This window comes from Chthonomonas sp., assembly GCF_035294505.1.
Classification (GTDB): Bacteria; Armatimonadota; Chthonomonadetes; order Chthonomonadales; family Chthonomonadaceae; genus Chthonomonas.
This window is the reverse complement of record NZ_DATGKU010000117.1, coordinates 97,638-113,914: the sequence shown is the minus strand read 5'-3', so window position 1 is coordinate 113,914 and position 16,277 is coordinate 97,638. Positions and strand designations below refer to the sequence as shown.

The 16,277-nt window shown below is 54.1% G+C and carries 10 protein-coding genes; 8 read left to right on the top strand and 2 right to left on the bottom strand.

Features of this window, described 5'->3' with window-relative positions; genetic code table 11:
• Positions 1-170 precede the first annotated feature (170 nt).
• The 6 genes from VKV18_RS07080 to VKV18_RS07055 all read left to right on the top strand — a co-directional run bounded on the left by VKV18_RS07080 (position 171) and on the right by VKV18_RS07055 (position 8,883).
• Positions 171-767, top strand: coding sequence for a hypothetical protein (locus VKV18_RS07080; protein WP_324203511.1), 597 nt, complete (start codon positions 171-173; stop codon positions 765-767).
• A 16-nt stretch (positions 768-783) separates the two neighbouring features.
• Positions 784-2,988 (top strand): O-antigen ligase family protein, encoded by a 2,205-nt coding sequence (locus VKV18_RS07075; RefSeq protein WP_324203510.1) that lies wholly within the window; start codon positions 784-786, stop codon positions 2,986-2,988.
• A 547-nt stretch (positions 2,989-3,535) separates the two neighbouring features.
• Positions 3,536-4,726 (top strand): hypothetical protein, encoded by a 1,191-nt coding sequence (locus tag VKV18_RS07070; protein WP_324203509.1) that lies wholly within the window; start codon positions 3,536-3,538, stop codon positions 4,724-4,726.
• A 189-nt stretch (positions 4,727-4,915) separates the two neighbouring features.
• Positions 4,916-5,659, top strand: a complete 744-nt coding sequence (locus VKV18_RS07065; protein WP_324203508.1) for a sigma-70 family RNA polymerase sigma factor — start codon at positions 4,916-4,918, stop codon at positions 5,657-5,659.
• Between the two features lie 146 nt (positions 5,660-5,805).
• Positions 5,806-8,034: a transglycosylase domain-containing protein gene (locus VKV18_RS07060; protein ID WP_324203507.1), complete on the top strand. Its 2,229-nt coding sequence runs from the start codon at positions 5,806-5,808 to the stop codon at positions 8,032-8,034.
• Positions 8,035-8,052: 18 nt separating this feature from the next.
• Entirely contained in the window at positions 8,053-8,883 is an 831-nt protein-coding gene (locus tag VKV18_RS07055; protein WP_324203506.1) for a prepilin-type N-terminal cleavage/methylation domain-containing protein, read from the top strand.
• A gap of 178 nt (positions 8,884-9,061) precedes the next feature.
• Here the strand turns inward: VKV18_RS07055 and VKV18_RS07050 are convergent, their stop codons facing one another.
• Entirely contained in the window at positions 9,062-12,754 is a 3,693-nt protein-coding gene (locus VKV18_RS07050; protein WP_324203505.1) for a hypothetical protein, read from the bottom strand.
• Positions 12,755-12,876: 122 nt separating this feature from the next.
• Between VKV18_RS07050 and VKV18_RS07045 the strand changes: the two genes are divergently transcribed.
• A complete protein-coding gene (locus tag VKV18_RS07045; RefSeq protein ID WP_324203504.1) occupies positions 12,877-13,293 on the top strand; it encodes a DUF423 domain-containing protein in 417 nt (138 codons plus the stop codon).
• A gap of 21 nt (positions 13,294-13,314) precedes the next feature.
• Here VKV18_RS07045 and VKV18_RS07040 read toward each other — a convergent pair whose 3' ends face one another.
• Positions 13,315-15,102 (bottom strand): TolC family protein, encoded by a 1,788-nt coding sequence (locus VKV18_RS07040; protein WP_324203503.1) that lies wholly within the window; start codon positions 15,100-15,102, stop codon positions 13,315-13,317.
• 235 nt (positions 15,103-15,337) lie between these two features.
• Between VKV18_RS07040 and VKV18_RS07035 the strand changes: the two genes are divergently transcribed.
• A complete protein-coding gene (locus VKV18_RS07035; RefSeq protein WP_324203502.1) occupies positions 15,338-16,246 on the top strand; it encodes a hypothetical protein in 909 nt (302 codons plus the stop codon).
• Positions 16,247-16,277: the final 31 nt, after the last annotated feature.

The following is a 16,277-nucleotide window of genomic DNA, read 5'->3' as shown; positions in this document are numbered from 1 at the left end:
TTCTCTGCTATTCGTGAGCTGTTTGACGAGAGAAAGCCAGTAAAACAACCTGTCATGCAGTATTCCCTACAGACTCTGGAATGTTACACCTGTCACTATCAACGTGGTGTACATAATGTTTTTACCATGCGGTATCCTGATTTTAGTCGAGAGTGAGGTCAACTAACACCATGAAACGAAGAGAAATCGCCCTGATTGTAGCAGCGCTCTGTGGCATTGCCTTCATCGTCTATTTTGCTTTGCGAAATCATGGAAGCCATGCGGAGACCGAGCATACGGGCGTACCTATCAATACTGGTAGCCCATCCGATAACCCTGTCACTCGCGAACATGATGCCGAAAACTTCGCCAAATTGGACATTATGAGCAAAAATGACTACCTTCGACTGGCCCAACTGCAAGATAAGGCGAACACACAAGGACGTCTCTCTGACCAGGAGATCGCCTGGGCCGCCGCGCTCATGAAAGCCCCTTCCCAAGCTCCTCCCCTCGCTCATCTGCCCATCCTTGCTCTCTTCTCAAGCCTTAAGCAGATCACCCCGAAGCAAGAGGAGACCATCTTCCATGCCACGCTCCCTTCTTTAGCCAGCAACGATATGGGGAAGGATGATCTCTACATGGAGGCGAACGCCGCCCTCGACCTGATGGAAAAATTGAAAGACCATCGGGCCATTCCCTATCTCCTTCCCCTCCTCAAAAACCCTAACGCGAAGGTGAGGGCGAAGGCAAAGCGTGTGCTGGCCGAGCTGGGCTATTCTGCTTCTTAAACGCACGAGGTAACCAATGGGTAGCGTTCGTTGGTGGGCACGGTTCCTATGTGGTGGCTGTTTGCTGGCACCGCTGCAGAGGGGTTATGCTCAAGTGCTGCCGAGCAGACCAAGCCCTTTCCTGCTGAAGTATCTCTGCCAAGCGACCCCACTTCATGGCAAGCCTCCCGAAGGAAATCACCCCCACTCTGTGCTCACCATTGCCTACGACGGGCGTTATCTATGGTACCGCTCCGATGACGGCACCATAACCATCACCCTCGCCTACGATGGCAAACAGAGCTTTGTTTTCTACCCAAACCAGTTACAGATCACCCCAGGCCTGGCCTCCTCCCCAAACACCACCTATCCTCTCCCCGGAATCCCCCTTCCCTATCTCCGTGCAGCCGATGCAGTGGGTGTGACGGCCTCGCCCCCATCCGCCCACTGGCAACGAGCCGTTCTGGTAGACGTTTGCAACGAAAATGCGCGCTTTGCCCCTCCTCTTGCGCTGCGCGGTGTGGAAGAGGGTGTTTTTCTTAAAAAGAAACCTTTCCTCGCCCAATGCACTCTTTTCGGGTCCGATAACACCCTTCAGCAGTGGGACTATCAAAAGCCGATCCCCTTCCAACATGCATGGTTGGCCTCACTGGTCGTTCTCACCATTTTCCGTACCGGCCCAGATAAGCATCCGACTCCTCTGATACAACGGCGTTATCGGCTCCTTCAAGCCCTGCCGACCGTACCATCCGGCTGCTCGCTCACGTTTAAGAAACTGCTGCAACCGGGAATGACGGTAATGGATTTGCATACCGACCCCTCCACCGAGTTCGTTTTCTACCCGGAAAACGGCTCCTTCGCTCAGCAGTGGTCTGCAGCACAACACAAACTCTCGTCTTTGTACCGCTCCTATACACACACTGTAGTCAGCGGCATGGTTGTGTGGGTTGCCCTCTGCCTGCTGGCGTTTTGGGGCTTTCGGCATTCTGCTCTATCCGATGAGCCAAACACGACACAACGTCCCTCTCTCCGACGACGGTGGCCTCTTCGTTCTTTTGCCATCGCCCTTGCCGCTTGGCTTTTGTGCGATGATGTGCTGGGCCACACTCCCATCGAAAAGTTAACCCTCCAATACCGGTTTCAACCGCTACGATGGGGCTTCCACGATCCGTTTTCTCTTATACTACTAATCACTGCCGCCACGCTGACATGGCTCTGGTACCTCCCCGCCTCAAAGCATCGGGATGGATGGTATCTTTGGGGAGCAACCGGCACCCTTTTAATGGCCTACTGCCTCACCGCGCTCCTCACCACGGAGCAGGGGCTGCCACTCGTGCTGTGCACGTTGGCAATAAGCGCGATGACGATTGGTCTCTTTTGTGCCAAGCTGTGTGGCTCGCCCCAAACCCTCTTTCGTCTGATCGCCGGGCTTGGAACGGTGCAGGCCGCTCTCGCCATTGCCCTACGTATTTCGGGTCGGGAGCATTTTCTCTCCGGCACCGTTATCCGAAGCTCGGGGACGTTCGACGATCCCGGTGCCCTTCACACCGTGATGCTGCTCTGCACGCCCATCGCGCTCGCCTTAGCACTTCACGCCTCAAAACGATGGGAAACTTGGCTTTGGACGCTAAGCACCGCGCTCCTCTTCCTTACCGATCTGCTTACTTTGTACCGATGGGGCACTCTTGCCACCGCCATCGCAATCCTGTGGGTTATCGCTGCGAAATATCCCAAACGGGCGTATGCGATTGTTGCGGCCTGTGGGCTTCTAGGTCTGGTGTTCTTTACAAGCTATCTTCGGACACATGGACAGGCCAACTTAACCTCCTCCGAAGGCTCGTGGCAGGGCCGACAGTTTCTAATGCGCGCCGCTTGGCACCAATTTCTCCAGCACCCCCTCACCGGCGTGGGACTGGGAATGCTTCATCTCTGGGCGCCGGTTGGGGGCGATCCGGGGATACATACCGTCGCCTCCCAGTCTTTCAATATGGAGTTGGATTGGCTGGCACAAATGGGCATAGCCGGAATTCTGCTACTCGGTCTCTTCATCTACGGCTTCAGTCGCATACTGAAGGCAGTACAGCATCCCCTGAAATCCGGCCTGGCCGCCGTGTGGCTAGGTGTCTTGATCAACGCTCAGCTCGAGGCGCCCTTGATAGCAAATGGCTTTACCGTCGCCTCTGCACTACTCGGAGCGACTCTTCTGCTGTCGTTGCAAGGCGGTGAGACTGAAAGCACATGACATTGAGTACTTATGTCATGCGTGAATATCACTGGATACGCTCCTCTAAACAGGTTCATCATGACACAACAATCAGGGTATAGTTAAACCCGAATTAGCGATATATCAATGTGTGAGATTTTGATCATCTCAGGTGTTATATAATGTGAATCGCGGTACCAGGGAAGGGAATTGCCAGGAACAGTGCTATATCAACTTTCTAGGACTTCCCTCTTGCACAGATGATCGATGGCAGGACGAAGTTTGTAGTGGTTTTGGAAATCCAAATGCTTGTGCCCTTGCACAACAATCGGTCACTCTCACCATTTATCAGCCTAAAGGACCTGGGTGCGATAATGGGTGCATACCGAGTGGAACCAAGACCCAAACGGGGCAGAATGCCGTACAGTCGAAGCTGCCATGCAAAGTTAAAGTTGATCCTGTCCCCTCACCTACACATTAAACTAAAGAGGTAACCTAGGATCCATGATAGAGACATCCAAGTTGAGAGTTGCGACCTCCTACTTGGATATCTTCTTTTACTTTTATTCATCATCTGGAGGAGAAAATGATCCGACACACGCGTTTTATAATACTGGGAGTGTTCTCGATTGCCCTTATCGGTACGTCCATCCGAGCTTCTGCACAGATACCCAACAGTGTGAGATGGAAAGACGCTTTAGTACCCCCATTCACACTCGTCTGGTCGGTATCTACTCAAAAAGTAAACCCCCAAACCCAACAGGCGCTTCTGTTGAACTATAAAAAACAACAATATGAAGATGAGGTTCGTCGAGGCATCATGTCACAACAGGAAGCGAACAAAATGCTGGAAGCAATTGCAAGTCAAACACCATCATCACAACCGATAGTCTATAAGGTTACTCTCTCTGCAGACCGCAACGGGCATCTTCTCTACATAGATACCAATTTGGCTACAAAAGAGACAACTCATGTGCTCTACAATGGCAAGGAAACCTATGTATTGGATTTGCATGCCGAATCGAATGCCTATAATGTATTACAGATATATCCCCAATTTGCATTTTATGCAATGAGTTTTTTCCCACTAGCCGCTGCGGACTATCCCTATGTACCCCTCTTTCAGGGGCCTGTAACAAACGTTCATACTGCTGGAACAGCAGTATACGCGAACGTTAAAACAGCCGTGCTAAGGGTGAAACTTTCCGAAAATAAAATTGACTACATCCCGGCCCAGATAGAAGGGGAGATTACCAATAATCGCATTTTTCTTAAACGTACCACCAATTTTGTTGAAGCAGGTGTCCCTTCCGATCGGTGGGAGTACTCCAATTTCATCACTTTGAATGATGCTCGCCTGGCATCCGTATGCAAATGGACAACCTGGCAGAGTCCGGCTCTCTACTCATTTGTCCATCCCCATGTGGATGTAGACAGCGTAACGGACTTTACTTTAATTAAAGCTTCCCCGCATGCTCTGGATGCACGGCAGTTTAATCCTAAAAATTGGCTGCCCAAACTATCTGACGACCCTTTTAGCTTTATAGATATCATGGACTATCGCACCGACCCTCCTAAACAAGCACGCTTTACTCACGGAAATCAATCTAGTTCCCTAGATGAGATCCTCGCCCATGCTCAGAAAACGTCTCCACCCATAGATCAGGAGTCTAATCATGTTGTTCCGATCGGTTTTCTAGCAGTTGCCGTGGGGTTGATTGTTTTAGGAGGCGTTTTATTATGGAGGCAGGCTCGCCAACGTCACCGATCCAAGTAGCATAAGTTCAATTAGCCAAATTCTTCTAAGTAAAAATGCTCTTCTTGGTGACTTTCCGAGCGGTTTCTGTGTTATTCTAAAGTGGGAGTTATCGTCAGCGTAGTTTTTCTTTTTCAATCAAAAATGCCTCCTTGACGTAGTGCCGAAGAGTCTGATTCGGACTCTTGACTTCAGGAAGGAAGGGAAGTAATGAAAAATGATAAACCGTTACAGCCTGATCTCGCTCGCAAGGCTTCCATGGTACATGATGCTAAAACCATACTATACGAGCAGTTAATTAAAATCGGATTTACTGAGGCACGTCGTGTTGGAGTTCCTTCCACTCATCGCGAGGATTGTGCCCTTGAGTTCGCTGCCCACGTTTGGTCCAAGCTATCTGAAGAGCGGTACGATAATCTGCCTTACCTCTATCGTGCTGCTCACAACTTCGCCTGCAACTATCGCCGCCATCTTCTCAACTATACTTGCTTGCCTCAAAGGGCGTGTTCTGATCAGGAGCCTGTTCTAGAACCCGAATTCCATCGCGTAGAGCTAAGATACATGATAGAACAAGCTCTATTATGCCTCACACCAATCCAACGCCTCATCGTACTTCGACGCTACTATGAGCAAGATTCAATTAAGCAGATCAGCACTGATTTGGGAATGGCTCCCAACACGGTGAGCATGCAGTTATTACGCGCCAAAGCGAAGCTTCGCAAGGCATTGGTTATTGAGGAGACCGCACCTGCCATCGAATCAGACCGCACTCAAAAGTCTCATGCTCGGAGGGTGCGGGGGGGGAGAATGCCAAGCACAATCGGGAGACTACTTCCTATCCTCCCTCACAACGCAACCTTAGGCGCAAAAATTGATGTAACATTTTTGCCCTGTCGAGGTGTTATATTAGTTAGTACAATAGTAGCAAGAATGAGAACTCAAACACCTGTGTGAGAGCCTATTACCTACCGTTAAGTCCTAAGGTAGGTGAGCAAGAACTATGGACTAAATAGAGCGCTTTCCATACGTCCGAGATGCAGAAGCATGGGCGCAAGAGAAAAGGGCATGATGACCGCAAGGGATGAAGGATTCTGACACGCATGTTTGCTACACGCGCCTCGACCTATTCTAAGCTGTCGGCAAACTTGCCGGAGGCAACATCTGTCATGCTGAATTTGTTGCGTACGATGATACTGCCTCTGCTCTACTTGCTCTGGACGGAAAGCGTTGTTAAAGACTGGTTCCTCTCCACCGCCGATAGTTACCCCTACCGCCTGGCTGGGTACCTCACGTTGGCCGCATTCGCCGGTCTCACTCTGCTCCTCACCGTGCACGACCTCCGCAAAGTTTGGATAAGCCTGTTGGTATTTCTCAACGTTTTTACCGTAATCGGCCTCTTTCTTCACAGCGGGCCTAGTTTGGGGCTTTGGGCTACCTTGCCCACAGCCCTTGCCACCACCGGCTTGTGGGATGCCAATGCACGGAAGTTCGCTTGGCCGTTTCTTCTCGTCGGAGGGATGGCCATCCTGCTCTGCAGACTTCCCTTCCCCGAACGCCTCCTCCTGTTGCTCGCCTCAACCCTTACCGTCCTCTTTCTTCTGTTTCAAAAAGCGCCAATTGGGCTTCGCGTGGCTTTGCTTTGTTGCTCTATGGCCGGTTTTGCTACGCTGGTCTGGCGAACCGTGCTGCCGCATCCGCCCTTGAAGCTCTTGCACGCCGATCCCTTTGGCAGCGGCCTCGGCACCAATACAACCGCTTCCTTCGCCAACACCTATCTCGCAGAACAAGGGCCTTTTGCCACTCTCAGTCTCACCCTCCTACTGACGGTAGCCGGCCTGCTGGCTCTGTACCTAACGCTCTTTCCTCGGCCACAAGCGCATCCGCACGAATCGCGGCTGGCTGCCGGCGCCTCGGCCACTCTGTTAGCCCTGCTCGCTGTGAATGGCATCCGGCCTGCCTTCCTTACCGCCGATGCGGCCCTCGGCACTTGGCCGCTAGCCCTCGCTCTAGCCCTGCCCGGCTTCATACACTCCCCGAAACCTGCGCCCTCCGCCGAAACGCTTGCAAAAATCCGTGCGCGACGGCGCAAGTGGCTGCTTTTTACAGCCCTGCTAAGCGGCCTATGTATGGCATGGCTTACCGCCTTTCTCTATCATGCCTATCGCCTCATTCTGCCCTATAAAGGGCATGGAAAGCCGCCAGGCTACGGTGTGTACGTGCCGCTTAACCACATCTCTCAAGCCATGCAAGACGCCACCATCGCCATGGAGGATGGCTCGTTCTACCATAACTCTGGAGTGGATTGGGATGCCACCGATCGCGCTATGCGCATAGATATCCGTGCCGGCGAGATTAAGCTCGGCGGCAGCACCATCACCCAACAACTCGCCCGCAACCTATTTCTCACGCCGCATAAAACCCTAACGCGCAAATTCGAGGAGATAATTATCGCTCTTCTCATGAACCGAATGCTGCCAAAACAAAGAGTTCTGGAACTCTACCTTAACACCATTGACTATGGACTGGGCTATCATGGCATCGCACAAGCCGCATGGGGCTATTTCTATACCACACCCGACAAACTAACGCTGGCCCAAAGCGCCCTTCTTGCCGGGGTTGTACCCCATCCTCCCAAACCCGACCCTCAGCTGGCCGCCGCCGGTGAGGTGCAGTATATCCCCCTCGATAAGTTGGCGCATTGGCAAGAGATCGCGCTCGGCCGCCTCGGCGCCTTCTTTGGAGACCGCTATCCGCCCTCTCAGCTCCAGCAGGCTGCCCAAACGCCGCTAGACCATCTCGTGCGCCCTTACCGCGATGCCTACGATAGAGGCGCCACCGATTCGATTCCACCACACTGGCTAGGCGTAGCCTTCTACAGCTTCGTGAACCCACAAGACCCGGCCCCTATCCCCTTCGTTGCACCGTGCCTGAAACAACACCTGGCCTCCTTCCTCCTCACCGCCCATAAAACGCTGGGGTTGGTGGGCATCCATCATCTGGGAGTCTATAACGACCGTACCATCCGAAACGATCTAAAACATCTCTCGGCTCATGCCTATGGTCAGGCGATAGATATCGCCGGCTTTGTCTTTGCGAATGGGACAACAATTTGGGTTAAAGATCACGATAACCCAATTGTGAAGCAGAAGCTGTTAAAGGTGGAGCAACTGCTCAAACGTCATTTTGACCTCGTTTTGGACTGGCAAAATAATCCCTCAGAACATCAAACCCACTTCCATTGTGAGGTGCGAGGGCCGCGCCCGCCGGCGCCAACGCCTCCGCCCTACATGTTGCACAACAGCATACCGAATAGCGCTGCTGGTTTCTGATAGGAAAGGAAAACCAAGATGAAACGGTTAGCTTTCACACTCATCGAGCTTCTTGTGGTTATAGCGATCATCGCACTGCTGGCTGCGTTGCTCTTTCCCGTGTTTGCTCGAGCGCGCGAGGCCGCGAGGGCCACAGCCTGTCTCTCGAACGTGCGCCAAGTCGGCCAAGCCGTGCTGATGTACACACAAGACTATGACGAGGTCTTTTGTCCCTACTATAGCGCGCTCGTGTACATCAACAATCAGCCGGCTTTTGTGCCCCCTAACCAGTTCTGGCCGCAGCTTGTGTGCCCTTACGTTCAGGGCAACGTCGTCGGCCACGGCCATTTAGGGCAGGCGCTTATCACCGACCTACCGGCCATCTTCACCTGTCCCGACACCACACCGGATAAAAACTCCCAACTGGCCGATTGCGCCGGCAATGGCTATATCGCCTCCTACGGCATTAGCGATGACATCGTCAATTGGCGCGGTCCCGACTCGCATAGCGGAACCCACCTGCCCGCCCCTCTAGCCGCCGTATCGGCTCCTGCTAACACGGTGCTGCTCTCCGAGACCTTCGACTGGCTCTGCAACGGTAAACAGCCTGGGGCAGCCCTGCTGCTGAGCTACTTCGATGTCTCTGGCTCCAACATCCCCTCCGGCTCGAACGGAGCCTGGTGGACGCTTGCAGGTCGCCACAATGCCGCCTATGTGCGCACAAGCCTCTCAGGTAGCCCCTCCCTTCCCGATCCCAAATCCACCAACAACACCTTCTTCTGCGATGGGCACGCCAAAGCCATGCACACCGCTGATCTCGCCACCAACGGGAACTATTGGAGCCTAAGCCAAAATAACCAGTGGCCCTAACGGGTTGCGTTTGTTAACAAGGATTGCCAACTATTGACAGATATGGGCGCCGATCAAGTCGCCTATGCACAACCAGAACGAGTTGTACCTACTCTTTTCGTATCAGTTGCAGTGTAGGGGTAAGCCTGGTGCCTACCCCTATTCGGACATGGGTTGAACAACGGCAGGAGACGGCCGGCTACAAGCCTTTTGCCTCCTGTACCACCCATTTCAACACCGCCTCAAGGATGCGAGGGCTATTCTGATCGTCATGGAGCAGCACATCGGAGATGTAGAGAATCCGCCCACGCTTTCCATCTGGCCCTGGAGGCAGTGTGGCGAGAGCGGCCGCAACACCGTAGTCCTTGCCGGAGGCGCCAACGACTCGATAGATTGGCTCCAAGGTCGTACCTGCAGGCAACGACGCCATATTCACGCTGCGCAGCCGGGGGTCGCCATCCGGATAGGTGAATCGTTGGGGTAAATCGCTCAGCACCTGTTGCCCCTCGATCTCTTGTACCTCAAGCCTATCTTGGGGCATAGTCTCAATGGCATTGTAGAGTGGCAATCCTAGTCGAGGCAGTAATGGGTCGGCGTGAGCCGGCTGCCCTGGAGCCTGAGCGTAATAGAGGGGATAGGGCAAGCCCGTTAGCAACACAAGCGTTCCGCCCTGTTGTAGATAGTTTTGAAGAGCCTCTGCGGCATCGTGGGGCTGTTGCACCGTATCCAGGTAGTCTTCACCGTCGAGATCAAAAACCACCTTGTACTTCTCGGCATTGAATACCCGTGGGTTCACAAGCTGCTCCGGAGTGAGTTGGTCACATCGAGGCCGAAAATCACCGTAGTCCAAAAGGTTCATTATGGGACTTCCGTTCTCGGTATAGGGTAGAATGGCGAGCGCACCTTCGGGTACCTGCATTGCCAGTCGCTTGATCGAACCGGTAATCTGTTCAAAACGAAGCATGGCCGTCCACCGGAGCACATCTTGTCGCATGGCCTCTGCCACTTGATGTGCCATCGTTTGGCTTGCTGCGCTCGGCAACCCCACAGCTGCGACAATCGTTCTCCCATTTGGGTTGATTCCCGCGACACGCTGTCCGGCAGGTACCGTATAACCTGCCAATAGCAGTCGAGCCGTCATAACGGGGGGCCATGCCTCCCAAGCAAGCGCAGGGGTTGTATAGATCGGCTGTGCCTGATGGCCGTTTTCCAAAAGCACCTGTGGTACCACCGATGTATCTTGCCCTTCGGGAGCGGCTACGTACAATAGGTAGATATTCCGAAACCCGTCAAGTGGGTGCGACCAACGAACAGGCTTCGAGGCACCTCTCAAAGGTCCCTCCGAACGGACAAATGGAACCCAGTCTATCCATTTCAACCCTACCCATAGGCCGGCGAAGGACTGCTTATCGCTCCAATTCGTTGGCAGGGTCGTGTCGGTAGGTAACACCAAGGGAACGAAAGGCGCATAAGCCTCCGGAGCCACGGGATTGTCGGCAGCCGTTAAAGGGGGCAGCACCGGCAGCGGCTTCGCATGAGCCAGATCGGGCCGTCCAACAATAACCGTATCGCCAACATGAACTCCACGCACGATCACCGTCCAAAGCGCTTTCGGATCGCGTTGAACCTCCACAGTCTGTTCATCCCCGTTTGGGGCGCGGACGACAATAGGCGCTTCCGAGAGATCCCCATAGGGAAAGGTGATGGTAACCCCGAACGGCCCCGACTGCGGCCCCGTTAAACGAAATGCGAAGTCGCCATCTCCCGTACAAACATAGTTTGCGAGCCGTAGTTGGGAGTTCTCTCGATCAAAGGCCATGGCCGCCTTTTCTCCCGCCAACACACGCACTACGGTATCGCCCACCGGGTCCATCATGGCGAAATCCACCCCGAAGCCGTAGTGGGCATGATGACCGGGATAGAAGGGACTGCCAGGCGCCAAGCCATACTCTTCGGCGAACTCGGATGGCAGATAGTCATTGAGAGAGGGATGGTAGTTATCTTGATAGAGCCGATACCAACGGGAAAGAGAGCCTTGTAAAGCCCACATCAGGATGGGATCGCCTGTGTGCACGGCCACCTGTGCAAGCGTATCCAAGTCCCAGAACACCTCGTTGGCACAGGCCGCTCCTGTCCAATCTCTTCCCGAATTCGGCTCCCATAAAAAGGCGCTGGAGACGCTATCATCCCTTCTGCTGTCTGCCGTCCACATCACCATATAGCGATAGACATAGGAGCGCGCCAATTGCAGTGCCTGAATCGCCCGATCGTGGCGGGCAGGATCGTTTTTGAAGGTGAAATAGTAGTCCAACAGGAAGGCGATGGGGAGTGTGGCCCCAATGGCAAAGGGAGAGGAGGGCACATCGGCAAACTCACACCGAGTCCATACCATCTGCATCGCCCAGTTGTAAGCCCCATCAATATAGGGTAAATAGGCTTTCTTGCCCTCATAGTGGTAGAGATCGAGCAGCAGGCGAGCCGCGGCGAAGCCGTTCGCGTTGTGCAATGTGGTTACCGGCTTTCCGCCCCAAGGGTCTGTCCAACGCCCCACCAAAGGCTTCTCCCAATAGGTACAGGGTTTTCCGTTCACGATGAACCTCTTGGTGTACTTCAGAAAGATAGCCGCTTCCCGTTCAAGCTCCTCTATCCGCGCGCTATTCCCTTGTTTAGCCGGCGCCGCCACGGCGCTCTCGTTGTGCCAATACCATCCGTCAATCAACAAGCTCCCAGGAATCTGAAAATTCCCCTCCGGCCCCGCCAAAAGACCACCGCCTGGCGCCTCCGGTGGCGTCTGCATGTGACCGGCTGCGCCGATATAGGAGAGGTCTACCGTCGTGGGCACTCGCGGTAGCCTTGCCCGCACAAAGGGGTTCTTCCACCAGCGCTGCCAGTTGAAGGAGTTTGGGTCGGTCGTAGGGCCAAGGTTCTTGCTGAATACCAGGTCGGCGAAGGAAGCGATGTGCGCTCCATCGGCCGGATAGACACACTGCTGGTACCCTACTCCTCCATAGGGATAGACTAGCGCCACAAATTTGCTCTTTCCCTCTCTATCCGCCTGGCGCTCACGACGCTCCAAAGGCGTCAGTGCAGACTCTCCGTCGTCATCAACTCCTTCCTTAAGGGCGTCGGTGGGCGGCACCTCTCCGTTGGTCGGTGTGATCAGCCGATTACAAAAGCCCGATGCGATATCTCGCTCCGAGTTGTCGGTGAGTCGGGCCTCCTGAAAGTCCCAAGCGACATAGAGGCCATGGTCTGGGTCCCACAAACCCGTCAGCGGAAGCGGCTGCCCTGAAAAGGGAGGCGTCGTAGACCATTCGCGGTTATAAGGATAGGCCGATAGCTCCGGAGTGCCTACATGCACATCCAAAAGCAGGGGAAACAGGTCGGCACGAGGTGTGGCGTTAAGCCATCCACCATGTTGCCACAGGAGCGCGCTCGGCATGAGGATTTTGAGAAAATGGAACGGCTGCTTCCCTACCCTTTGCTGCCATTCGGCAGGGGAAAAACGCGCTAAGGTAAGGTCGAAAAACACTTTTGGAAAATGCCCCGCCCTCAACACCACCTGGATGCGACTGTGAGAAAGTGCAAGACCGCTATGAGGCAGGGCCTGTAGCTCAGGAAAAAGCATACGGGAGAGACTTCCCGTCTGTTGAACTTCGACGCGCGAAGCGAAGATAAGCCCTGCAGAAGTGAAGTGAATGGGAGCGATTGCTTGGCCATCTTCTAACACCTCGAAGCCGATGTAATGCCCCGAACGCGCCAAAGCCCGTATGGTGATGACATGTCCCTCTCTCCGCTGCTGAATGGTGGGAACGGCACTTGCAGAGACACTTAGCAGACTAAGACCCAAAGCAACAAGCGCACCTAAGCTACCCTGACGGGAGAACATCATTGGCTATCTACTCCTTCTGTCTACTTGCTTTAGAGAGCAGCTTTCTTTTAGCCAAGCGCCACGCTTTTTCCTGCCACGCCCTGTCGGCCAGAATCGGCATTTAATAGGGGAAAGGTAGAATAGTGTCAAGCGTTTTGGTGAAAGGGGAAACGGTGTCCGATCAAGGAAGGATTTTTACCGCACTCGCCGGTTTCAGCGGCTTTCTTTCGGTAGCCTTAGGTGCTTTTGGCGCTCACGGACTGCAGGCGCATTTGGCGGCCCTGCAGATGACAGAGGTCTATCATACGGCCGTTCAGTATCATATGGTGCACACGCTGGCGCTTCTTGGCGTGGCTCTTCTTATGGAACGCACGAAGCCGAATCGCTACCTCACTTTAGCAGGTTGGCTTTTCGTCGTGGGTATTGTTCTCTTTTCCGGCAGTCTCTATGTTCTCGCCATCTCCGGTCTCAGAGTTTTAGGGGCAATTACGCCTTTTGGAGGCCTCTGTTTTCTGTCAGGCTGGTTGTGTTTAGCGGTAGCCACGCTGGCTCGTAGCTAGACGTGGCCACCGCTGTACGCTTTATTTGGAGGGAGGTACCTCCTTGGTAGAGGGAACAGACGCATAGCCCGGTGCCTGCCCCACAAAGGCGGCGCGACCGAGGGCCGCATCTAGCTGGGCGCGGGCGATGTTGTAGGCATAGAGGGCTGCCACCTGGTTGCTCTCGGCCTGTGTTAGCGAAGTTTGGGTGGTGCTTAGCTCCAAGATGGGCGAGACTCCCTGTTGCTGCGAAACGCCCGCCTTATAGCGCACCTGAGCTAGACGGTAGGCCTCTTGCGCCTGTGCAAGCGTCACATTGGCTACCGCAACGCGGTCTTGCGCCTGAATAAGGTTGATATAGGCTTGTCGCACATCGGCACTTACCAAGTCTACTGCGTTTCTATAGGCTACCTCAGCCTGCGCTAACTGGCCATGGGCCTGCTCCCTTCGCGCCCGCGCTAAACCGCCATCCCAAATGGGGATATTCACGTTGAGTGTGACCGCGGCTTGGTTAAACAAGGTAAAACCGGCCGCGTTGGGATTGAGCGTGTAGCTGAAGCCAAGGCCAAAGGTGGGCAGTTCGCTGGCGTTAGCAAGGGTTAACCCCGCTTTTGCGGCATCCATCTGCGCCTCTGCCTCCAATATTTCCGGCCGTTGGCGTAGGGCTTCTTGCACCAGCTTTTGGTACTCCAGCCCAAGGTTAAGAGGGTCGGCAACGGTCAACGGCTTGCCTCCGCCAATACCCTCTTCCGCCAAGGTGGCCGCACCCGGCACGATCTTCTGCATCTGCTGAGTGGGCGAGAGTGCCGTCTGCCCGCTGTCGGCATTCGCCCCTCCCGATGGGGCGGTCGAGGAGGCGTTCTGAGGTGCCGCCGTATAGAGAGGCACCCCCGGTGGGGTCGTTACAGCGCCGGCATCCGTTATCTCTAGCGGTGCCGAGATGGAAAGCCCCATCACGCTCTTTAAATTGGTAAGGCTTAGGCTCAGCTGCTGTTGGGCGCGAAGATAGGCGTCTTGCGCTGCGGCAACGTCGGTTTGCGATTGTATCACATCAAAGCGCGGTGAGACGCCGGCCGCATAGCTTTTTTGGGCTGTGTCTAGTCGCAGGAGGGTCGTTTGCAATGTATCGGCAGCAACGGCCAGCTGTGCTCTCGCCTGAAGCACCTGATAAAAAGCGTTTCTTACCTGAAAAACGATCTGGTTGCGGATGCGATTCACCTCCAACCGCGCCGCTACCTCTTGGAATTGAGCCTCGGTTTTGGCCGCCTTCAGCGTACCAAAAACGTCGAGTGGCAGCGTCGCCTGGGCAACCACAACTGGGTTAAATGTGTAGAGCAGTGGCAGGGTAAGGCTCCCGAAGGTGGCCTTATTTCCTCGGTTGAATTCCGTGATCTGGGCGCTCACTCCCACCGTCGGATTGAAGGCGGTGCGTGCCTCCTCTGTGCGCCCCTCGGCAGTAAGGAGCGCGGCCACCGCTTGAGCCAACTCCCGATTTGTACCTAAAGCGATGGCCACCGCCTGATCTATGGTTACCGGCTTTCCCTGTAAGTAGCTCTGCAAGGCGTCGAGGCCGGGGGAGTTTGTCAGCGGTTGGGAGGGCTTCGGTAGGGGCAGAGCCGGTTTTGGCACAGGACCGAGAGGCGTTGTCGGCGGAGCTTGCTGGGGTAAGGGCACCACACCAGTTGGCACAGGCAGCGGTTTCACTTGTGCCTGTTCTTGAGGCGGCTGTGCATAGGTAGCCAGCGGCAAAGCCAAAAGGTTGGCAGCAATCGAAAAGAGTAGACCTCTTCTCCGTCTACTCGGTTTTCCAGCCCATTGTATGGTGTTCAAATCTACATCCTCCTTCTTCATGCCAGCATCTGTTCCGATTGTCAAAACAGGAGAACGGATGCAAGCATTTTCAAATAGGTGAGTTTCTGCTCAATTTACGATTGAACAGGCGAGGTTACTCCGTTGCAGCCCCGATGCCCGAAGCCGGTATCTGCGATGATCGGCTCTCTGCAACAGTTTTGACCCTCTAGAGTGTCTATCTATCTATAAATATCGTGGAAAGGAGACAATCAACATGTTTGTAAAGCGCACATGCCAAATAGTGCTTTCTGCTTTCTTGCTTGGCTTTCTTTTATCCATAAAACAAACGGCCTTTGCCTTCGATGTAACGGCTACCCTGAACAATCAGCAGGTCGTTATTGGAGATTTAAGCTATTCCGTGGGAATCGCAAATGCCAATACAGGGCAGGAGACGGGGACTTTTCTACTGAAACAGAAGTACAACTACCTCATGGACGATAAAATGGGTTGTCAGTTCCGATGGTTCCAGATCATCATCCAAGATGACTGCCCGGCAACGTATAAAGGCAAGCCGCTTACCGTCGCCGTAGATCCCCCTTCCGGTGGGTGGGACTACCAGAAACCCAATGGAGGAGCCGATACCTCACCCTACTACGAAAATGACGATAATGGGAACTATGCCTATCCCAACTACGCGCAAAGACATGATAAAAACTACAACGGCGGCCCCGGCTTCCTTGGGATGAGTTGGACGAACGACTATCCGAGTATCTGTAATGGGATGAACGTTAAGACCACCTGGCAAACCTACCTTGTGTTTACCGGCCCTAAGATCAAGAACGAGTTCGACATCCTTTTCGGATATCAGTGGACGGTCGGCAGAGATAATAAGGGCAACGCGGTTTTCAACAGCTTCGATAATAATGGGAAGGGTATTGACCCCACAAAGCAGATAGACGTCACCCAGACCCCTCCGGTAAACTTTCTGGATGAAGCGTTGAGCAACTCGGGTTTCAGCGGCTGGAAATGGGCTTTTGGGAAAGACCTCGCGCTCTACTGCCCCGCAGCATCTACCCCCGAGCTTTCAGCGAGTCTTAGCCTGTCCCTGGCTCTATTAAGCATGGGTCTGTGGTATGGATGGCGTAGCAGGCGATCAAGAACCGCAAAACACTCTGAAAGATAAATCTCTCGAACATCCAGACATGGTTTCAGCT